The following is a 20,234-nucleotide window of genomic DNA, read 5'->3' on the forward strand; positions in this document are numbered from 1 at the left end:
GTCCGCGACCACGAGACGGTGAGGTGAGGATATTCAGGATTGCTGCCGGATCAAGTCGACGCTCCCACCTCGGTGAAGCGCGCTTCGTTCAGATCGGCAATCAGCGAGGGACCGGTCGGGCGCCAGCCTAGCCGCGCCTGGGTGAGCGCGCTCGAAGCGGGCATGTCGAGGCCGACGAACATCCCCATCCAGCCGAAATGCGCGGCTGCCTCTTCCGGCGCGATCGAAACGACCGGCAGGCCGAGCCCGCGGCCTAGCGCCCCGGCGATTGCGCGGCTCGTCACGCCTTCTTCGCCAACCGCGTTGTAGCGCGCGCCCGGTTGACCTTTTTCAACGGCGAGCCGATAAAGGCGCACGACGTCGGAGAGGTGGCCGGCCGGCCAGCGGTTCTGACCGTCGCCCACGTAGGCGCAAACGCCTTTCTCGCGGGCGATCGCGACGAGCGGCGTAATGAGCCCCTGCCGGAACGGGTTGTGGACCTGGGGCAGCCGCACCGCGCCTACATTGAGCCCTTGTTCCAACAGTACCTGCCCAGCCAGCTCGGACGCAATACGCGGGTTGGGATGGCCCGGATTGAAGACGTCCTCGCTGGCCAGTTCGCCTGGCTGGGCGTTGCCGATGCCCGTGCCGGACGTGATCAGTAGCGGACGATCCGAGCCGGCAAGAGCGGTGCCGAGCGCCGCAATGGCGCGCTTGTCCTTTTCGCAGTTTTCGACGAAGCGCGAAAAGTCGTGGTCGAAGGCCGTGTGGATCACGGCGTCCGCTTGCTCCGCGCCGCTGCGCAGGCTTGCCGGTTCCTCCAGCGTGCCGCGATGCACGCGTGCACCCGCCCTGGCGAGCGCCTGTGCACCGGCTTCGGAGCGGGTCATGCCGATCACTTCGTGACCGGCTTCGATGAGTTCCGGCACGAGCGCCGAGCCGATGAAGCCGGTCGCGCCAGTTAGAAAAATACGCATGGTCATCTCTCCTGGGTCATGACTGGCGTACTATCTCCAAATTCTCTATACCGTTAAAGTAGTGAGTTCATCATAGTAAGATGACTAACAGGCTTTCCATTCCGATTCATTCGGCGGGCTCGTCGACGAGTTGTGCAGCATGAGCCCCGAGTTCGACGCACTGTGGCGCGAGAACGAAGTGCCGGCACATGCAGAAGCCGACCACGTGAAGCGCTTGCACCATCCCACGCTGGGTCTGATCGCGCTGGAGCAATCGGCGTTTTCCGTCGATGGCCGGCCCGACCTGCACATGATCGCCTACAACCCGGTCGATGCCGGGCAGGCCGAGCGCATCAAGGCGCTCATCGAGCAGTCGTGACCCTGCCGCACGCATCCTGACCTCCCTCGTCTTCCTCTCTCATCGCCACACTCCGAGCGTGTCCTGGCTGCACCACAGCGGGCGCGAGGCTTGCGGGCAAAGGCCGTCCGCTGCTCGCCGTCGCGAGCGCGTTTCGCTTCGCGGCAGCGAGGCACGGGCGGATTGCCAGCGCCGCATCCAACCAGGAGACGTGTCATGGGAGACGACAATAGCCCGCATCACGGATACGACCGGCGCCGCTTTCTTGCCGGCGTAGCGGCGGTTGCCGGCAGCGTTGCATTATCGGGCTGCGGTGGCGGAGGCGGTGACGACCCGGCCGGCCAGAACGGCGACGCGCCCGCGCCCTCGGTCGGCGACGTTCCCTCGCCGGACGGCGCTGACCGTTATAGCTTGCCGCGTCCGGCGTTGCCGAATCCAGCGAGTTCGGGCATCGACTTCATCGTGCTCGTCACGATGGAAAATCGTTCCTTCGACCACTTCCTCGGCTGGGTGCCGGGCGCCGAAGGCATGCCCGCGAACCGGCAGTTCAAGGACGCGTTCGGCGCGACGCAAACGCCGTTTTCGCTCGCAGCGAATTCCGCCTATGGCTACCAGGCGTGCGCGTACCAGGACCCCAATCACAGCTACGACGGCGCGCGTACGCAACTCGCTTCGGGCGCGATGAACGGCTTTCTCCTCACACCCGGCACGAGCCTGCATCAGGGCGACTTGCTGCCCATCGGTTACTACACTTCGGCCGATGTGCAGTTCTTCGACGCGGTCGCGAGCAGTTACACGATCGGCGACTTCTACTTCACCGGCATCCTCACCAGCACGTTTCCCAATCGCCTTTATCTGCACAGCGGCGCCACGGATCGCCTCGACGACAGTATCGACAATTCGACGCTCCCCACGATCTGGGACAGGCTCAGCGCCGCGAATATCGGCTGCAACTACTACTATCACGACGTGCCGTTCACGGCGCTTTACGGCAGGCGCCATGTCGGCATTTCGCGTCCGTTTGCGGATTTTGTCGCGCAGGCCGGGACGGGTACGCTGCCGCCGTTCTGCATGGTCGATCCGGCATTCGCGGGCGAGCCGCAAGGCACTTCCGCGGACGATCATCCGCACGCGGACATCCGCAACGGCGAGGCGTTTCTCGGGCAGGTGTACGAAGCGCTGCGCACGAGTCCGACCTGGAACCGCACGCTGATGATCGTCGTCTATGACGAGTGGGGTGGCTTTCTCGAACACGTGGTGCCGCCCACGAGGCCGATCAGCAAGAACGAGCTCGCGCTCGGCAACGACGGCAAGCTGGGTTTTCGCGTACCGCTCGCGCTGCTGGGGCCGCGCGTTCGCGCGGGCACGGTCACGCGCTATCCGTTCGACCCGAGTTCGATTCACGCGCTGCTGCAATGGCGCTTCGGCTTGCAGCCGCTCGGCGTGCGCAGCAGCGATTCGGCGACCTTCAATCTGGCCTATGCGCTCGATTTCACCGATGCGCCGCGCACAGACGCGCCTGCGTTCACGATTGCCCAAGGCACGTTCGGCGGGGAGTGCTCGGGGATCCCCGGGGTGTCGCCGTCGAATCCGGTGTCGTCGATCGATCAGTCGCAGCTCGCGACCAACCCGAACGTGGACCGCTTCGCGGACCTGCGCGCCAAGGCGGCATCGTTAGGATTCCAGACGGGAGGTTAGCGCTGCGGGGAGGGCTGCCTGTGTCAGCGATCGCCGTGTCAGCGCACGGCGATCGATGCGGCGATCCGGTCGGCGAGCTCGCCGAGCACGCGACTGAGCGCAGCGGCTTGCGCCGCCGCATCGTGACCCTCGACCGGCGCGCTTAGCGCCGCCTCCTGGCTCATTGTGGTTCGTGCGGGCTGACCCGCGAGCAGCGTCCACGCCACTTGCAGCGTGAGCGTGCCGCCCGCGCTCGCGTTGCAGTCGAGCACGGTGACGACGAGCGTGCGCGTGCCGACGGGCGCGGGCGCGTCCGGAAAAACGAATGCGCCGGGCGGCAGGCGCGGCAGCAGGTCCTGCGCGAGCGTGCTGCGCATCATCTGCCCGAGCGGCGCCCCCCAGCGGTCGTTGTCGTCGACGGCGAGCCGGTTGGGCGCGACATGCGTCACCACTTCGGGCCGGTCGAGCACGGCGGGAATATGCACCGCGCCCAGCTGCACCGGCGCCATGGCGGCGGTGGCAAGCGGCGCTTGCGCAGGCGTCGCGTTGAGCGTGACGTAACGCGTGGGTGCGCTGTGGCCACATGCGGTGATCCCGACGACGATACCCGCGAGCACGGCCGCATCTAGCAGTCGCGTGATCGAAGCCCGGCTCGCATGGCGACGCATCATTGGCTCTCCTCCTGTGCCTTGCCGCGCAGCAGCGCTTCGGGATGCCGGTCGAGATAGTCGGCTAGCGCGCGAACCGAGCGCGCGGTATCCGTCAGCTCGCGCAGCGCGGCGGGCAGGTCGTTCTGGCTCGAGGCGTCGGCGCCCAGCGTGCGATTGGCTGCCGCGACGGTGCGATCGGCTTCGTTCGCCGTCTCGCGCAGCTGCGCGACGAGCGGGCCGATCTTGGGCGACACCTGCGCGAGCGTCTGATCGATTTGCGCAACCGAGCGGTCGATATGCATGAGGCTGTCGCGGATCTGCGGCGAGGCGCTGATGGCGTTCACGTGCGCGGCAATGCTGCGCACTTCGTCGCCCGTTTGCTTGATCGGCAGGTCGTCGATCTTCCGGATCACCTCGCCGGCGCGCGAGGTCATGGTATCGAAATCGGCGGGGGCGACGCTCGGGATCACGGGGAGCCCGCTGTCGGCGGTGAGCGTCGCGCCCGCTGCGCCCGCAACGAAGTCGAGATTGACCTTGCGCGGCCCGACGAGCGGCGGGTCCTGCGAAAGGCGCGCGCGCAGCCCGTCGGCGACGAGGTGATCGAGCATGCCGTCGACGAGCGGCCGCCAGTTGCCGTCCGCGGGCGGCGGTGCGCCGACGATGCCAAGCTGCGACGGGTCCAGCGCGAGTTGAACCGGGGTGCTCAGCGCGCCAGTGCGCACGTCGTAGCTCAGGCGCACGCTCGTGACGGTCCCCACGGGAAAGCCGCGCAGGTCCACTTCCGAGCCGGACTCCAGGTTGCCGACCGCGCCGTCGAAGCGCACCGCATAGCGCACCATCGGACCGTGTTCGGGCGCAAGCGGCGGCCGGCGATCGCTGCCGTCGAAGTGGTCGGCATGTTTGCCGGGACCGGGCTCCATGACGATTTCGGGTCCCGAAAGCATGGCCTTCAGCGAGGCAGGGTCGCTCAAATCCACCTTCGCGCCGCGCAGGTAAAACCGCGTGCCCGAGCGCAAATACGGATTCTCCGCCCGGTCGATCCGGAGCTTTGCTTCGACATGCTGACCATCTGGCGCGAGCGACACGTCCGAGACGGCGCCCACTTTCACGCCGTGCAGCGTGACGATCGTGTCGTCGGGCTTCATGCCGTAGGCATTGTCGAACGTCACGACAACCGTCTCGCCGTCATGGACGAGCGCGCGCAGGCCGAGCCATCCCGTCGCGCCGATGGCGGCAATCGGCACGGCCCAGATCCAGCCGGGCCAGGCGCTGCGCCGCACTTCGGCTTGCGTGCGGTGGCGATGCGGGCCGCTCATGGCTTTCTCCGCCTATGCACGTCCCACATCATGCGCGGGTCGAAGCTGCGCGAGGCCAGCATCGTGAAGAAGACGACGAGTGCAAACGCCGTCGCGCCGGTGTCGGGTCTCGCCACCGCCACGCCATCGAAGTGGATCAGCGGCACGAATGCCGCGATCGTGAAGACGTCGACGTTCGACCAGCGGCCCAGTTCGTCGATCCAGCGATAAAGATGGGTCTTGGCGCGCAGGTGCCGGCGCGAATGGCGCAAGACCGAGGTGATGAACCACGCCATGCCGCCGAGCTTCGCAAGGGGAATGACGATGCTCGTGCCAATGATCAGGATGCCGAACGGCCATAGTCCGACGTGAAAGAGCTGATAGACGCCGTCGATGATGCGGTGCGAGTCGTAATGCCCGAGTTGCCGCGACATGGTCATCGGATAGAAGTTGGCGGGCACGGTGAGCACGAGCGCCGCGAGCGTGAGCGCGGCCGCGCGCACCACGGCGTCCGGCTTGCGCGCGCGCAGTTTCAGGCCGCAGCGCGGGCATGGCCGGCCTTCATGCGAAATGGGCACGACGAGGTCGCACACGGGGCAGGACAGCGCGCCATGCCCGTGCGGCGCCTGTTGGTCGGGGACGATGGCGCGCCAGACGGTGCGGCGATCGAGCGAGGCGCGAGTGAGCATCGACATGAGCGCGGCTAGGATGAAACAGTAGCCGCCCGCCCCGATCGTTCCCGTGAGGTTCTGCGTGACGCGCGCATAGCCGACGAGGCAACCGGCGAGGTAGACGTCGGGCATGGCCCAGATGTCGAGCGCGATGGACCAGCGAAAGAGCGTGCCGATATGCCTGAATCGCACACCGAAGCCGACCAGTCCCAGCACGATCATGAGCAGGCCGAAGCGTACGAACGGCAGCACGATGCCGAATGCGCCGAGCAACAGCGCGAGCGCGAGCCAGCCGTCGCGCCAGATCGACACGATGCCCGACGCGAGAACGGATGAACGATCGGCGCCGAGCATGTGCACCGTCATCAGCGGCGCGAGGTTGGCGGGGAACAGCAGGACGAAGGTCGTGATGGCGCAGGCGAGCGAAGCGGTGATGCTGCGCCCGCTGCGCCGCTCGAGCGGGTAGTGGCAGATCCTGCAGCGCGCGAGCATGCGCGGGCCGAGCGGAGGGATGTCCTCGAGGGCGCCGCATTCGGGACAGCCGATCGTCATGGGCGGAGCTCCTGACTACGCCTCGCGATGACACACGATTCGCATCAGTGAGGCGATTTCACGACCACGCGCATAAAGCGTTCCCGAGCCGGGGTTGGCTTTCAGCCTTCGGATTTATTGCGGTTCAAGACCCATGCCGCGCCGAGCGCGAAGCCGACAGCGGCGGCGAGCCCGAGCGCGGTCATGGGCTTGTCGGCGACGTTGTCGCGTGTTGCGTCGGCCGCATCGTTCAAGGCCTGTTGGGATTTGCCGTACAGCACCTTTGCCTTGCCGGCCAAGCCCATGGCGGGGTCGCGCAGCATGCGGCCGGCCAGGTGCTGCGCTTCTCCCGCGACCTCATTCGCGATGGCGTGTGCGTGTCTCGTGTCCATGATCGTGCTCCTGTGTGCTCAGGGTGGGTCATCGAATTTGCGCGCTCCACTTGCGCAATGACGGTGGAGCAACGCGAATGCCCGCCGTGCAGCGATCGATGAAACACGGGCGAATCAGCGCTCGCGCGCAAGCATCAGCGCGGCGGTGAGCTATTCAAGGCCGGTAGGCCTGGCGAGATGCCGATCGAAGCCGGCCTGCGCGTTGCGCTGCACGCCGGGGCGACGCTTTCCGAGGTGAAAGACACGTTGGGCCTGACTTATTTCGATGCCTGAATAGCGCGGGGCGCAGGAACATGCGATGCGAATTTAAGGTATCCGAAGTCCGATTGGCTGATCATGCCGGCATGCCCGATGCACCGTATCAATGGGGATGCCGCGGGTTGGAACATCGGAGTGAGTTGGGAGGGAAACGACGATGCGCAGGAAATCACGCTCATTGCGAGCGATGGCCGATAAATGGCTCTTCTTGCGGCCGGACACGCAAGTGCATGTGACGCGTGTTGCGCAGGGTGCGAGGAAGCATCGGTCGTGCGTCTATGTCAGCGCGGTCGGCGCCGTCGGCGAATCGGGCATGTTCTTCTTCCGTCACGACGACGGCAGCTGGTACATCTTTCCGCCGGACGAAGCGCGTCCGGCGCTCGGCGTCGAGGGCCGTGACGTTTGAGCGCCGAAGCAAGCTGCGACACGCCCGGCCGGCGCGCTGGCGCCGTTCACGGGCCGAACAGGCCCTGCGTTGGCAGCGACAGGTTGCCGTGATCGACGAAGCGTGTGCCGCCGCCGATGCCGCCCGCCAGGCGCCCGCGTATTTCGTAGGGAATGTTGCCGGCCTGTGCGCTGCCCGCAAAGGCGAAAGCCTGCCGGACGGCGGAGAGTGCCGGCACGGTCAGCGGCACGATGATCACCGCTTCGCCGAAGCGCGGCACGACGCCGCTTTGATCGCTTACGCCGCTCGCGAACGATTGACCGTTCAGGTCCAGTTGCAGTGACACGCCGCTAAATTCGACCGGCGTGTCGTTGGGATTCTGGATGCGCAACTTCACGTTGAAGCGCATTTCCATCCCCTCGCCCTGGAGTGGCTCCAGCCCCGCCACGTTGACCCGCAGCGGGTCTCCCGTCAACCCCGCGCAGCCGCCAAGCCAGAACAGCACACAAAGCAAGGCGCAAACAAGTCGCATTGAGCGCCTGACGTCAGGTGCTGGCATGGCGAGTACCTCGTCTGGAGAGTTCGCGGGTGCCGCTTAGTGTAGCGTCGATCCTTCGCGGATTTCGCGCTATGCGCCCGACTGTTGCCGGCCCCCGAGTTTCGATTCGCGTGTTCGAGCGGGCGAAGTCGACCGGATCGATCCGGATTGCATGGATTCGGGCCAAACCTGGGATACGATGCGTCCCCGACGCTTAAGCGATATGCGCCACACGCGGCCTGGATTCTTTCAATATGCTTTCGATGGTCGTCGTGCTGCTCGTGCAGGGCACGCGCCAAGTTTTTGGCATGCGTGCCGTGTGGCGGTGCAGCCGTCGCCCTGGAACGTGGTGCTGCTCGGCCTTGCGATCGTCACGTTGCCTTGCATGTCGATCGGCATGGTGATGCTCGCTCACGACCGGATACCTGGGCGCATGGAAAAACTCGCGACGATCGACGAACTGACGGGCGCCTCGGTCGACTTCAGCCGCGAGGTGCAGACCGTCCTCTATTCGCGCAACGACGGCGACGTGCAGATCATGGAGGGCCTGCAGGTTCAGTGGTTCGACACCCTCTGCAAGCGCAGTCTGGAAAGCGGGCGGCGCGTGGTCAGCAACGTCAAGGATATCCGGGGCGATTCGCGGGCGGCCTCCGAACTCGGGATTTGCACCTATGCGAGCGCACCGGTCTGCGCGCAAGGCGGCGCCGTGATCGGTACGCTATGCGCCATCAGCCGGAACATCTCGCACAACGCGCCCTGATCGACGACATGACGGAACTGCCCAACCGGCGCGCGCGGCTCGCGCCGGCAAGAGCAACTGGACATTCGGGTAAGTCTTCGGCTGCCGCTTTCAACCCCCTTTAGGGTCTTCCCTGCCATAGGTGTTTCCGCCTGTTTTTGACGACTCGACGCGCGTATTCTGGACTGCTACCTTGCCGGGCGCAGGTGCACCCGCAGCGTCGATCACGTTTGCGGCGTGCGCCGCGAGGGAATGTCCGCGCCGCAACCATGCGGGCGGTGTTTATGTTCTTGACCACCTTGATATCCAGAACCGAGGGGATCCCATGAAAAAGTTGTTTGCAGCCGTATCTATTGCCTTGATCGCCTCCACGGCCAGCGTCGGCGCCTTTGCGGCGGACACCATTCGCTTCGGTGTCGATGCAAGCTATCCGCCGTTCGAATCGAAAGCGCCGGACGGTAAACTGGTCGGCTTCGACATCGATCTCGGCAACGAGATCTGCCACCGTCTGAATGCCAAATGTGTCTGGATCGAGAACGACTTCGACGGCATGATTCCGGCGCTGAAGGCGCGCAAGTTCGACGGCGTGCTTTCGTCGATGTCCATGACCCCGGCGCGCAAAGAGCAGATCGCGTTCTCGGACAAGCTGTTCAACACGCCGACGCGTCTCGTCGCCAAGACGGGTTCGGGCATCATGCCGACCGCCGAATCGCTCAAGGGTAAGCGCGTGGGCGTGGAGCAGGGCACGATTCAGGAGGCCTACGCAAAGGCGCATTGGGCAACGGCAGGCGTTGAGGTCGTGCCTTACCAGAACCAGGACCAGGTTTATCAGGACCTGCTGGCCGGCCGCGTGGACGCCGCGCTGCAAGACGCCGTGCAGGCCGACGTGGGCTTCCTGAAGACGCCGCGCGGCAAGGGCTACAGCTTCGCGGGCGGCGACCTCGACGATCCGGCAACGCTCGGCAACGGCGCCGGCATCGGCCTGCGCAAGGAAGACGCCGCGCTCAAGACGAAGATCGACGGCGCGATCGCCAGCATCATCAAGGACGGTACGTACAAGAAGATCGAGAAGAAGTACTTCGACTTCGACGTGTATGGCAAGTGATGTGACGCGTCCAGCGTGACGTGTGCACGGCGCGAGAGCGGATGCACCGCTCTCGCGCTGCGTGTCAGCGGAGCGTGCTACGCGGCCTCGCGCAGTGCCTTCGCTTGAGTCGAGTCTTTTTTCGGTGGCGCTCCGAACATTCGCGTGTATTCGCGGCTGAACTGCGAGGCGCTCTCGTATCCCACTTCGAAGGCGGCGGCCTGTACGCTCATCGACAGCGAAAGCAGCAGTCTGCGCGCTTCCAGCAGCCGCAGCTGCTTCTGGTACTGAAGGGGCGGTAGCCCGGTCAGCGCCTTGAACTGCCGGTGGAACGCCGAAGCGCTGAGCTGGGCGACTGCCGCCAGGTCTTCCACCCGCACGGGTTCGGCAAACCGCACACGCAAGTTTTCCACCGCGCGCAGCAGGCTGTGAGAAGGGCTTTCGGTCGACGCCAGCCTCGCGATTTCCGAACCGTTCGGACCGCTTAGCAACCAGTAGCAGATCTCGCGCATCAGCATGGGATACAGCATGCCGATGGCGTCCGGCGTGTCCAGCAGGCGCACGGCGCGCAGCGCGCAATCGGCGAGGGGGCCGTCGAAGTTCGCGACGAACACGCCGCGGCTTGCGTCCGCCGCCGGCACGGGTGCAGGCGATATCTCCTTTGCCACGGCGCGCAACATGGCCAGGTCCAGCTCGAGAATCAGAACCAGGCAAGGCTTGTCCGGGCTCGCCTCGAACACGCGGCCCCGCGACGGCGTTTCCACGCCGACCACGAGCGCTTGACCGGCGCGATACTCCAGTTGTTCCCCGCCAAAACTGGCCCATTTGGCGCCTTGGGCGACGATGCACAAAGCCGGCCGCGCCGAGCGAAACGTGGGCGGCGCGGGATGGTCGGAGCGCAGGATGAGCAGTCCGTCGACAGCGGTGCTGTATGGGCTCGTGCCCGGCGGTGTTTGCGTGTAGCGCAGCAGGGCGGCGGCCAGATCGTTTGTCATGGGGGCTGGATAAGAAACGCGCGACGGAAAGTGCGCGACGGTCCATCTTAGTCAGCGAAGCAGGATTAGGCAAGAATCGGGGAGATTCGGGTATTCACTCGCCGGTCGCGTCAGGCGCAGAATCGACGCTATCCAACCCAGCGAGAGGTGCCAAATGGCAACGAACAACGGCAGTCAGTCGGGCCCGAAAATCGCGGTCGTCACCGGAGGCAGCCGAGGGATCGGTCGCGACACGGTGCTGCGGCTGGCAAGCCGCGGCGTCCATACGGTTTTCACCTACAACACCAATCGAGACGAGGCGGAGAAGGTCTCTGCCGAGATCGCGCAAGCGGGCGGCCGGGCGATTGCCCTGCAGTTGAATATCGCGAATTCGGGCGCGTTCGACGACTTCGTCGCGCGCCTGCGAGAGGCGCTTGGGACGCTCAATGCAACGGGCTTCGATTATCTGGTGAACAACGCCGGTATCTCATCGACGGCCACGCTCGCAGCGGGCACCGAAGCGGAGCTCGACGCGCAGTTCGCGGTGCATTTCAAGGGGCCGTTCCTGCTGACGCAAAAGCTGCTGCCGCTCATTCATGACGGCGGCCGGATTGTGAACATCTCCTCGGGCCTTGCGCGCTTCGCGTACCCGGGCCGCTCGATTTATGGCCCGATGAAGGCGGCTGTCGAAGCGCTCACGCGCTATATGGCGCTCGAACTCGCGCCGCGCAGGATTGCGGTCAACGTCGTGGCACCGGGCGCCATTGCCACCGACTTCAGCGGCGGCATCGTGCGGGACAATCCTGAGGTCAACAAGGCAGTGGCGGAACATACCGCGCTGGGCCGCGTGGGATTACCGACGGACGTGGGGCCCGTGATTGCCGGTCTACTATCGGATGACTTTGGCTGGGTGAACGCGCAACGCATCGAGGTGGCTGGCGGCATTCATATCTGATTGCGCGGTTGATTTCGCGCGTTAAGGCGTGACGCTTTTGCCGGACGCGTCGACTTCGATACCCCAGTTGCCCTGTTCGAGCCAGTCGTCGCCGAGCAGTTCGGCCGGATGCTGCGTGCGGCTCTGGCCGTTGCCGCATCGCATGTCGTTGGCCGGGCAGTAGTGGTCGCAGCCCCAGCACAGGCGCTCGGGGCGCAGCGGGTGAATCGGAAACTTCTTTGCCATGATGTCGCCCCCGCGCGATCTCGGACGGAACGCAATATCGAGATTGTGTTCTTTCCGCGGCACGGTGGCAGATGGCAGACTGTCGCGCCCAGGAAGGGCGGTGAAGAGGTAGAAGGCCGCGTCGCTCTCCCTGCGTGTTGTTGCCACAGGGTCATGCTATGGTCGTACGGCGTCCGGCCGATCCGGTCGCCGCGCCTGGAAGCGCTGAACACAACGACCTGCGTGCTCCTCCATGACCCGTTCGAGTCCTTTCCCGCCAAAGCGGCGCCGTGCGTGGCCGCTGATTTTGCTGTGTGCCGTCGTCATCGTCCTGGCTGCCATGGTGCTGGCGGGCTGGCTGGCATTGCGCGGCAGCTTGCCACAGCTGGACGGCACGCGTGCCGTGCCGCTCTCCGCACCGGTAACGATCGGGCGCGACGCGCTCGGCGTGCCGACGGTGCAGGGCGACACGCGTGGCGACGTTGCGTATGCGAGCGGTTTCCTTCACGCGCAGGACCGCTTCTTCCAGATGGATTTGCTGCGCCGGGTCGCCGCTGGCGAAATGGCGGCACTCATCGGCCCGGCGGCGCTGCCGCTGGACCGACGCGACCGGCCCTTGCGCTTTCGCGAGCACGCGCAGGCGGCGCTCGCCGCGCTCTCCGCCGACCAGCGGGAGCTGATCGAGCGCTACACGGCGGGTGTCAACGACGGCCTGCGTTCGCTTCGCGCGCGGCCGTTCGAATACTGGCTGTTGCGCGCGCAACCGGCGCCGTGGCGTCCCGAAGACACAGTGCTCGCGGTGTACGCGATGTACTTCGATCTTCAGTATGACCAGGTGAGGCGCGTACTCTCTCGCGCGGCGTTGCGCGAGCGCGTGCCGGCCGATCTGCTTGCGTTCCTGCTGCCTGAGACGAGCCACTGGGACGCCCCGCTCGACGGGCAGCGCCCATTGGCGCAGCCGCCGGCGGCGCTGCCCGCCGCGCCGCCGTCATGGCTCCCGTCAACGCGGTCCGCCGTCGATGCGGAACCGGAAGCCAACGTACTTGTCGCCGGCCTGCCTGGTTTCGTGAGCGGCTTCGCGGGCGGCGGGAGCGCGGTCGATTCGATGGTCGGCAGCAACGGTTTCGCGGTCGACGGCGCGCACAGCGCACACGGCGGCGCGCTGCTCGCGAGCGACATGCACCTCGGCCTGTCGTTGCCGAACATCTGGTACCGGATCTCGCTCGTCTATCCTGCGCCCGAAGGCGGCGAGCGGCGCATCACGGGCGTCAGCTTGCCGGGTACACCGTTCGTCGTGGCCGGCAGCAACGGCCATATCGCCTGGGGCTTCACGAACAGCTATGGGCTCTTCGTCGATCTGGTCGAACTTCAACGCGATCCGGCCGATCCACTGCGCTACCGCGTCCCGAACGGCGGATGGGAGCGCGCGCAGGTGATCCACGAGCGGCTCGACGTGAACGGCGGCGCGAGCGTCGATCTGCCGGTCGTACAAACGCGCTGGGGGCCACAGATTGTGGCCGGCGAGCGCGCGTATGCATTGCATTGGGTCGCGCAGGATCCGCAGGCGACCAACATGAACTTCATGCGGCTCGAAGGCATCACGAACGTCGCCGACGCGTTGCATGCCGCGCAGACCTTCGGCATGCCGACGCAGAACTTCATGGTGGCCGACGCGCAAGGCCATATCGGCTGGACGCTCGCCGGGCCGCTGCCGCGCTTCGCGGATGCTAATGCGGACGCTGAAGTGGACGGTCAAGCGGCCGCGCTCGCGAGCATGCCGTACCTCTCAGGGACGTACGCCGGCTGGCAAGGGTATCGGACGCCCGATGCGTATCCCGTGCGCGTCGATCCGCCGGCCGGCCGCATCTGGACCGCGAATAACCGTACCCTGCCGCTGGAGGAAGTGGCGCAGATCGGCGACGCCGGCACCGATCTCGGCGCGCGCGCCACGCAGATTCGCAACGACCTCCTCGCGCTGCCGCACGCGGGCGAGCGCGACATGCTCGCGGTGCAGACCGACGATCGCGCGTTCTGGATCGAGTACTGGCGACGCGTTGCGCTCGACGCGCTCGATACACGCGCGCTCGACGGCCATCCTCAACGCGCCGAATTCCAGCGCCTCGTTCAGGCGTGGGATGGCCGCGCCGATGTGAATGCTGTCGGCTACCGGCTGGTGCGCGCGTTCTACGACTCGCTCTACGAAGCATGGTTCGGGGTACTTGACAAGCAGATGGCCGCGATTGCGCCGGACCTCAGCTATCGCGCGGCGAACTCGCGTTACGAAGCGACGATGGAGACGCTGGCCGACCATCGCGCGTGGATACCGGGAGGCTTCGCGGACTGGCGCGCGTTCATGCTGGACCGCATCGATCGCACGATCGCCCGGTTGCCCAAGGGCACCACGCTCGAAGAGGCGCGCTGGGGCGAGCGCAACCGCTCGACCATTGCGCATCCGTTCGCGCGCATGGTGCCGGCATGGCTGCCGTGGGTTCGCGGCTGGCTCAGCGCGCCGCACGACCCGCTCCCGGGCGACATCAACATGCCGCGCGTGCAGGCCCGGGCATTCGGCGCGTCCGAGCGTTTCGCGGTGTCGCCGGGGCGCGAACAGGACGGCATCTTCGAGATGCCGGGCGGGCAATCGGGCAATCCCATGTCGCCGTATTTCCTCGCGGGGCATGAAACGTGGGTGCATGGCGACGCGGCGCCGTTCCTGCCGGGCGCACTGGTGCATACGCTGAAGCTCGTACCGGCCAGCGCGCAGCAGGCTGGAAACTGAGGGCTCTCGGCGTCATGGATGTCACGTCCCCCTCGAAATGCGGCGCGCGCGGCGGGTTAGCAGAACTCCGCTGACACCGCTAGAAGCGCTGGCTGATTCTCCCTATATCCGTTGCCCTCCTGCCCTTGGTGGGGGGATTGCATCAAGCTTGGCGCGCTTGCGTCGAGGCTTTCGCTCGCCGTGATACATATAAAACGGAATCGAATAAGGGGACAGCCATGAGATGGCTCGATCGCATGACGGTGTTCAAAAAGCTGCTGACAGCATGCATCAGCAGATCGGTTTCGCGCCCGTGCCGGCAGGTGTGGACAACGCCGAACTCGTACGCCGCGCCATTGCGGCGAGTGTCGCGTTGGGAGACAGCGTCGCCGCGCTGATCGATTCGCTGCAACGCGAGGCCAAGAGTGCGCAGACCGAAGCCACGGTGCAATTCCAGCACATGCGCACCCTCATCGTGGCGATGCTGCTCGGTGCGGTCGCGACAGGCGCATTGCTGGCGTGGTTGATTTCGCAGCGGCTTTCGCGCCAGCTGGGCTGCGAGCCGGCTCACGCCATGGAAATCGCGGGCCGTATCGCGGCTGACGATCTTTCGGTATCCATAGCAACGCATGCTGGCGATACGAGCAGCTTGCTGTACGCGCTCGGCGAGATGCGTGCGCAGCTAACCGGCATCGTCGCCGACATTCGCGCGGTCGCGCAAATGGACCAGGTCACGCAGCAAAACGCGGCCTTGGTCGAGCAGGCGGCTGCCACGGCAAGCTCGATGGCCGATCAGGCGGCGCAGTTGCAGCAGGCGGTGTCGGTTTTCAGATTTGTGGGCGCTTGACGTAAAAGCGGATGCCGCAGCGATCGTTGCGGCATCGGAGCGTCATCGGGAAAGACCGCGTGCGTCGACTGGCCAGATCGCTTCCACGCGATCGCCCCGAAAGCAGAGGTCGCGTGTAAACGCCGCTGGCAACCCGTTCGGGGCGTGCAACCATGCTGCACCAGTATTGCACACGCCGTGGCCGGCCTCCGCGGAGCGCCGGCTTTTGCCGGTAGGACCAAGGTCTGATTGTCCGCATCCGCCACGGCCGCCATGATCTGCGTGTGTTGCTCGCCAGATTCGCTACTCAGGGGTGCGTGAATGGGGTCTCTGTCCAATTTCGTGAAGCGCGCGTGGCTCGCCGCCGCGGTGCTGCTCGCGGCCGGTTGCGCCCAGCCGTGGCAAAGCATCGAACCGGGCAGCGACCAGTCTGCGTTGATCGCGCGTCTCGGGCCGCCGCGCGAAACCTATAACCTGCCGGACGGCGGCAAACGTCTCATGTGGCCGACCCAGCCGATGGGGTCGACGAACACCGTCGCCGACATCGACGCGAGCGGCAAGGTCGTGAGTGTGCGTCAGGTCATGCAGGAGAGCGAGTTCTATCGGGCGAAAGTCAACGAGTGGACACGCAACGATGTCCTGATCAATTTCGGCCGGCCCGCGGAGACGGCCTACTTTTCGCGCATGCAGCGGGAAGTCTGGTCCTACCGCTACATCGCGAACAACATCGACTACATGATGTTTCACTTCTACTTCGACGATCAGGGCATCTTGCGGCTCACGCAGAAGACGCCCGACCCAATGCGCGACCGGAACCTGAGGCGCGGGTTCTAGACCGGGTTCCGTTTAGAGGCGTGTGTGCGTAACGCCCAGGATTCGACGACTCTGCACCGCCTCGCGCGTGCGTGGCTATCGGCTGCGCTACTCGTGCTGCCTGGCGTCTTGCGCGCCATGGAGTTCAATATCTACTGAAGCTTTGCGCGAGCGCCGCTTTCGTTACCGGCTAAGGGCAGAGCAAGGGCATGGATTCGAAACTCGCGCAATGCGTGCGGCCACAAGGCGTGCCTGTTGAAAAGCTGCCAGCTGCGCGTGGCAGAACTCAGGCAGCGCAGCTAGTGGCAATACAGGTCGTTTTCCGCGTTGAACATGTCGAACGCGAGGCTGATTGCCTGATCTTTGCGCACGGTCGCCAGCCAGCGGCTGCGTTGCCACTGCGCCACCGTATTGCCGACAAAGACCGCGCTTGCCGCGTCGCCCGCGCGCGTGGCGATGAACGCCGCCTGCGCAGCGATGGTTCCGGGTAGCGGGCGATAGTAGGACCAGTCCGCCTGCTTGAGCAGCGCCTCGATCACGAATTCGTCGTCGACAAGGGCGGCGCAATCGCCCGCCTGGAACGCCAGCAGCGCATCGAGCGACCGGTCGAATCCGCGCAGGTTCGCGTGGTACTCGCGCGCTGCGCGCCGTGCATAAGGGTTGCCTTGCGATGCGCAAATCGCGCGGCCGCTCAGGTCTCGCCATGTCCGCACGTTGCCATGATCCAGCACGAGCGCCATGCCACGGCCGCTCGAATACGAAGCCGGTGCGAACGCGACCCGCGCGTCGGGCGAGAAGTCCAGGCCGGCAATGGCGGCATCGGCTTTGCCCGCCTGCAGCGCGGCACGCGCGGCGGCCGGTTGGGCCAGCAGGAACTGCACAGGCAGCCCTGCGCGGCGAGCGAGGTCCGAAGCGAGCGCCGCCGCGAACGGGTCGGGCGAGCGCAGCGCGCGGTCGACCTTGCCGACATAAAGCGCAGGCGCGGGGCGCGGGGGCACCGCCACGATCAGCACGCCGCGTGCTGCCGCGGCTGCGAAAGGCAGGTCGCTTTCGGCAAGGGCGCGTGGCAACTCGCGGTTCAGCGCCCACGCGAGCAGCGCGAGTAATGCGAGCGCTGCGAACGTGGCCGTTAGCGCGGTGGCGGGCCAGCGCAGGCGCCGCGGAATTGCCGAAGCGTCGAGCTCAGCGTTCCTAGCCATTCTGCGCGAGTCCGACGCGCCAGCGCAGCAGTTGCCGTTCGAGTATCGACAGGCCCTGATTGATCAGCAGTCCAAATATGGCGAGCAGCACGATGCCTGCGTACATATCGGGAATCTGAAACGTCTCCTGCGAATTGAGCGTATAGAAGCCGAGCCCCGAACGTGCCCCGATCATTTCTGCCGCCACCAGCGCCGTAATGCTGTAGGCGCCCGCCAGACGCACGCCTGTGAGGATCTGCGGCAACGCAGCCGGCAGCACGACCTTCGTCGCGATAAAGCGCTGCGAGGCGCCCATCGAGCGCGCGCAGTCGATCAGCACGCGCTCGACCTGTTTCACGCCCGCAATGGTGTTGAGCAGCACCGGCCAGAACGCGGCCCACACGACAATGGCGATCTTCGACGACTCGCCGATGCCGAGAAACAACATGAAAACGGGAAAGAGCGCAAACGCCGACACCTGCCGCAGCAGTTGAAAGACAGGATCGACGACGCGTTCGACGCGCTTGAACCATCCCAGCAGGAAGCCGCATGCAATGCCACCGGCCACGGCAAGCAGCAAACCGCTGATGGAGCGCACGGCGCTCGCACCGATATGGGTCCACGCGTCGCCGTTTTCGAAGAGCCGCGCGATGGCGAGGGCGACTTGTGAAGGCGGGCTCAGGTAAGCCGCGTTGACCACGCCGAGCCGGGGCAGCAACTCCCACAACAGGAGGAAGGCGGCGAGCGCGAGGGAGCGCTCCACGCCTACGTAAAGGCGCGCGAAAGATGAAGCTGTGTGCGCGCGCTGAACGCTGTGCGAGGATTCGCGGACCGCGCCCGGGTTGGACATCGAGTCAGACATCGAATCGGACATGATCGGCTCCCGTCAATGCATGGGTTTGCGGCTGTGCGTCGAGTCGCGTGTCGAGTTCCGTGCTGAGGCTCGCCCATGCGCGCTGACGCAGCGCGACGAACGCCGCCGAGTGACGCAGCGCGGCGTCGCGCGGGCGCGGCAGGTCGACGTCGATGATCTCTTTCACGCGTCCGGGGCCGCGCCCAAGAATGGCGATGCGATCGGAGAGAAAGATCGCCTCGTCGATGCTGTGCGTGACGAACACGACGGTCGTGGCGCTTTGCTCCCAGATCGCGAGCAGTTCCTGCTGAAGCAATTCGCGCGTCTGTGCGTCGAGCGCGCCGAACGGCTCGTCCATCAGCAGGATCTCGGGGCCATAAGCGAGCGCACGCGCGATGGCCACGCGCTGGCGCATGCCGCCGGAAAGCTGATGCGGATAGTGATTCGCGAATTCCAGCAGGCCCACGAGGCGCAAGAAGCGTTCGGCCTCGCTGCGCCGCTCGACGCGTTTCATGCCGCGAATTTCGAGTCCCGCTTCCACGTTCTTGCGCACGGTGCGCCACGGAAAGAGCGCGTAGCCCTGAAACACGAAGCCGAGCTTTTGCCGCACGGCGCTCACGGGGTCGCCGTCCACGCGAATATCGCCCGAGGTTGGCAGCGTGAGGCCGGCGAGCACGTTGAGGAAGGTCGACTTGCCGCAGCCGCTCGGGCCCAAAAGCGCCATGAATTCGCCTTCCACGGCGAGATCGAAGCGTTTGAGGACCGTATGGTGCGTGTCCGTTTGCGCGTTGCTATAGGTGAGGGAGAGATCGCGCGCGACGATCTTCTCGCGTAGCGCAGTTGCCATGCTCACGAGCGTGTTCCGTTCGGCAAGGGCGTCGCGCTAGCCTGGGCCTCGTGCTTCGCGAACGGATTGAAGTCGTTCGTGTAAACATCCTTGACGTTGACCTTGCCCTTCGGAATCTTGCCTGCCGTTTCGAGGATATCGATGTAGTACTGGATGGGCGGCTCCGTGACCACGAGGTCCTTCACGTAGGCATACCGCTCCACGAGCCGAACGTCGATGCCGAGCCGCTCGGCCGTCAGCTTGCGCGCTTCGTCGGGATGCGCATTGACCCAGTTGCCCGCCTTCGCGATGGCCGTGACGAAGTCGCGCACCGCCTGCGGGTGGGCACGGGCAAATGCGCCGTTCACGCTATAGGGCGCCATGCCGCCAAGGCCGTGGTCCTCGTCCCAGTCGCTCCACAGCTTGCGCAGTTGCGGATCGGCCTCCGCCGAGCCGGAAAAGGGCGGATGAATGATCGCGACATCCACGTTCTTCGTGACGAGCGCCTGCTCGGACTGATTGTCGGGCACGACGAGCCAGTTCACCTTCGATACATTCACACCGTGTTGCGCCAGATACTTCTTGGTCACGAACTCCGCGCACGCGCCGAAGCTGTTGAACGCTACCGTTTTGCCCTCGAAGTCCTTCGGACCGAGAATGCCTGAATCCTTGCGCACGAAATACTTCATGTGCGGCGCGTCGGGCAGCGTTTCGCCGCCTGCGGAAATGACCTTGATATCGGCGCCGCTGGCAATCGCGGAGATGACGAGCGGCACCATGCGCGTGCCGAAATCGATATCGCCGGTGCCCACGAGCGGAATGATCTGCGGCGCGGAAATCTTGCCGACATATTTGGGCCGCGTGCTCGTGTTGTCGAAGTAGCCGAGCTTGTCGGCGAGATAGACCAGGTCGAACGCGGGATTGTCGGGGTACTTGAAGTAGGTGATTTGCTGCTGCGCCGGCGCTTGTCGGGTCGTGACAGACGCGTCTTGCGCCTGCTCCCCATGCGGCTTGCAACCGCTCTGGAGTACCAGGACCGCAGCGGCGCACGCGGCAAGCAGAACGGTTCCGGCGGAGCGCCGACGGATTTTCGGGGAGAACGACTTCATGAGCGGAGACTCGGCAACGAGCAGGGTAGTGGATTGACGATGCTCGATGATTGTCGATCTGCAACGATTCCAGGCAAACCAACGAATTATGATTTGCTTAGTTGTTCGTATCGACAATGCGTCAATCCGGCTACTCTGCAGTTGCTTCGAAATATCCGCTGCGGCGGTGGTTTTGTTTTTTGCGTTGATTGGGTGCGAAAGGGGCGGGCCGCACGCCACGCCCCTTTC

General features: G+C 65.4%; 19 protein-coding genes and 2 pseudogenes. 9 read left to right on the forward strand and 12 right to left on the reverse strand.

Translation table 11 applies throughout. The annotated features are described in order from the left end of the window. Positions 1-50: 50 nt before the first annotated feature. Positions 51-956: an SDR family oxidoreductase gene (locus tag AB4Y43_RS19070; protein ID WP_368728527.1), complete on the reverse strand. Its 906-nt coding sequence runs from the start codon at positions 954-956 to the stop codon at positions 51-53. A gap of 112 nt (positions 957-1,068) precedes the next feature. Here AB4Y43_RS19070 and AB4Y43_RS19075 point away from each other — a divergent pair. Next, positions 1,069-1,314, forward strand: a pseudogene (locus tag AB4Y43_RS19075) (transcriptional regulator); the annotation flags it as partial. A gap of 195 nt (positions 1,315-1,509) precedes the next feature. Further along, positions 1,510-2,991 carry an alkaline phosphatase family protein gene (locus tag AB4Y43_RS19080; RefSeq protein WP_368728528.1) on the forward strand — a complete coding sequence of 494 codons (1,482 nt, stop codon included), beginning with the start codon at positions 1,510-1,512 and terminating at the stop codon, positions 2,989-2,991. 38 nt (positions 2,992-3,029) lie between these two features. Here the strand turns inward: AB4Y43_RS19080 and AB4Y43_RS19085 are convergent, their stop codons facing one another. The 4 genes from AB4Y43_RS19085 to AB4Y43_RS19100 form a co-directional block, all read right to left on the reverse strand. Further along, positions 3,030-3,641, reverse strand: coding sequence for a membrane integrity-associated transporter subunit PqiC (locus AB4Y43_RS19085; RefSeq protein ID WP_368728529.1), 612 nt, complete (start codon positions 3,639-3,641; stop codon positions 3,030-3,032). Continuing rightward, a complete protein-coding gene (locus AB4Y43_RS19090) occupies positions 3,638-4,936 on the reverse strand; it encodes an MlaD family protein (protein WP_368728530.1) in 1,299 nt (432 codons plus the stop codon). Before AB4Y43_RS19090 ends, AB4Y43_RS19085 begins: the two co-directional genes overlap by 4 nt. After that, complete coding sequence (locus AB4Y43_RS19095) at positions 4,933-6,138, reverse strand: paraquat-inducible protein A (RefSeq protein ID WP_368728531.1); 1,206 nt, start codon at positions 6,136-6,138, stop codon at positions 4,933-4,935. Before AB4Y43_RS19095 ends, AB4Y43_RS19090 begins: the two co-directional genes overlap by 4 nt. A 101-nt stretch (positions 6,139-6,239) precedes the next feature. Continuing rightward, positions 6,240-6,509, reverse strand: a complete 270-nt coding sequence (locus tag AB4Y43_RS19100) for a CsbD family protein (RefSeq protein ID WP_069266645.1) — start codon at positions 6,507-6,509, stop codon at positions 6,240-6,242. A gap of 484 nt (positions 6,510-6,993) precedes the next feature. Here AB4Y43_RS19100 and AB4Y43_RS19105 point away from each other — a divergent pair, with 484 nt between their 5' ends. After that, a complete protein-coding gene (locus AB4Y43_RS19105; RefSeq protein WP_141710776.1) occupies positions 6,994-7,173 on the forward strand; it encodes a hypothetical protein in 180 nt (59 codons plus the stop codon). A 46-nt stretch (positions 7,174-7,219) separates the two neighbouring features. Here AB4Y43_RS19105 and AB4Y43_RS19110 read toward each other — a convergent pair whose 3' ends face one another. Next, complete coding sequence (locus AB4Y43_RS19110; RefSeq protein ID WP_069266643.1) at positions 7,220-7,684, reverse strand: LEA type 2 family protein; 465 nt, start codon at positions 7,682-7,684, stop codon at positions 7,220-7,222. 331 nt (positions 7,685-8,015) lie between these two features. On the opposite strand from AB4Y43_RS19110, the pseudogene AB4Y43_RS19115 reads away from it, so the two are divergent. Both AB4Y43_RS19115 and AB4Y43_RS19120 read left to right on the forward strand, forming a co-directional pair. Continuing rightward, positions 8,016-8,159, forward strand: a pseudogene (locus AB4Y43_RS19115) (GGDEF domain-containing protein); the annotation flags it as partial. A 595-nt stretch (positions 8,160-8,754) separates the two neighbouring features. Continuing rightward, positions 8,755-9,534, forward strand: a complete 780-nt coding sequence (locus tag AB4Y43_RS19120; protein ID WP_069266641.1) for an ABC transporter substrate-binding protein — start codon at positions 8,755-8,757, stop codon at positions 9,532-9,534. Between the two features lie 77 nt (positions 9,535-9,611). On the opposite strand, the gene AB4Y43_RS19125 is transcribed toward AB4Y43_RS19120, so the two are convergent. Then, positions 9,612-10,508, reverse strand: a complete 897-nt coding sequence (locus tag AB4Y43_RS19125; RefSeq protein WP_368728532.1) for an AraC family transcriptional regulator N-terminal domain-containing protein — start codon at positions 10,506-10,508, stop codon at positions 9,612-9,614. A gap of 154 nt (positions 10,509-10,662) precedes the next feature. Here AB4Y43_RS19125 and AB4Y43_RS19130 point away from each other — a divergent pair, with 154 nt between their 5' ends. Beyond that, entirely contained in the window at positions 10,663-11,442 is a 780-nt protein-coding gene (locus AB4Y43_RS19130; RefSeq protein ID WP_342948788.1) for an SDR family oxidoreductase, read from the forward strand. A 21-nt stretch (positions 11,443-11,463) separates the two neighbouring features. Here the strand turns inward: AB4Y43_RS19130 and AB4Y43_RS19135 are convergent, their stop codons facing one another. Further along, on the reverse strand, positions 11,464-11,667 hold the full coding sequence (locus AB4Y43_RS19135; protein ID WP_368728533.1) for a DUF3079 domain-containing protein: 204 nt from the start codon (positions 11,665-11,667) through the stop codon (positions 11,464-11,466). A 232-nt stretch (positions 11,668-11,899) separates the two neighbouring features. Between AB4Y43_RS19135 and AB4Y43_RS19140 the strand changes: the two genes are divergently transcribed. The 3 genes from AB4Y43_RS19140 to AB4Y43_RS19150 all read left to right on the forward strand — a co-directional run bounded on the left by AB4Y43_RS19140 (position 11,900) and on the right by AB4Y43_RS19150 (position 16,061). Beyond that, positions 11,900-14,422, forward strand: a complete 2,523-nt coding sequence (locus AB4Y43_RS19140) for a penicillin acylase family protein (RefSeq protein WP_368728534.1) — start codon at positions 11,900-11,902, stop codon at positions 14,420-14,422. 265 nt (positions 14,423-14,687) lie between these two features. Further along, entirely contained in the window at positions 14,688-15,248 is a 561-nt protein-coding gene (locus AB4Y43_RS19145; RefSeq protein WP_368728535.1) for a hypothetical protein, read from the forward strand. A gap of 300 nt (positions 15,249-15,548) precedes the next feature. Continuing rightward, positions 15,549-16,061: a hypothetical protein gene (locus tag AB4Y43_RS19150; protein WP_069266635.1), complete on the forward strand. Its 513-nt coding sequence runs from the start codon at positions 15,549-15,551 to the stop codon at positions 16,059-16,061. A 278-nt stretch (positions 16,062-16,339) separates the two neighbouring features. Here the strand turns inward: AB4Y43_RS19150 and AB4Y43_RS19155 are convergent, their stop codons facing one another. Genes AB4Y43_RS19155 through AB4Y43_RS19170 form a run of 4 tightly spaced genes read right to left on the reverse strand, consistent with a single transcriptional unit; the run spans position 16,340 to position 20,006 of the window. Then, positions 16,340-17,239 (reverse strand): transporter substrate-binding domain-containing protein, encoded by a 900-nt coding sequence (locus AB4Y43_RS19155; RefSeq protein WP_069266634.1) that lies wholly within the window; start codon positions 17,237-17,239, stop codon positions 16,340-16,342. Further along, a complete protein-coding gene (locus AB4Y43_RS19160) occupies positions 17,232-18,092 on the reverse strand; it encodes an ABC transporter permease (RefSeq protein WP_368618859.1) in 861 nt (286 codons plus the stop codon). Before AB4Y43_RS19160 ends, AB4Y43_RS19155 begins: the two co-directional genes overlap by 8 nt. Then, entirely contained in the window at positions 18,073-18,918 is an 846-nt protein-coding gene (locus AB4Y43_RS19165; RefSeq protein ID WP_368728562.1) for an ABC transporter ATP-binding protein, read from the reverse strand. The genes AB4Y43_RS19160 and AB4Y43_RS19165 overlap by 20 nt, the downstream gene beginning before the upstream one ends. A gap of 2 nt (positions 18,919-18,920) precedes the next feature. Then, a complete protein-coding gene (locus AB4Y43_RS19170; RefSeq protein ID WP_368728536.1) occupies positions 18,921-20,006 on the reverse strand; it encodes an ABC transporter substrate-binding protein in 1,086 nt (361 codons plus the stop codon). Positions 20,007-20,234: the final 228 nt, after the last annotated feature.

The organism is Paraburkholderia sp. BR10872 (assembly GCF_040965835.1).
Taxonomy (GTDB): Bacteria; Pseudomonadota; Gammaproteobacteria; order Burkholderiales; family Burkholderiaceae; genus Paraburkholderia; species Paraburkholderia nodosa_A.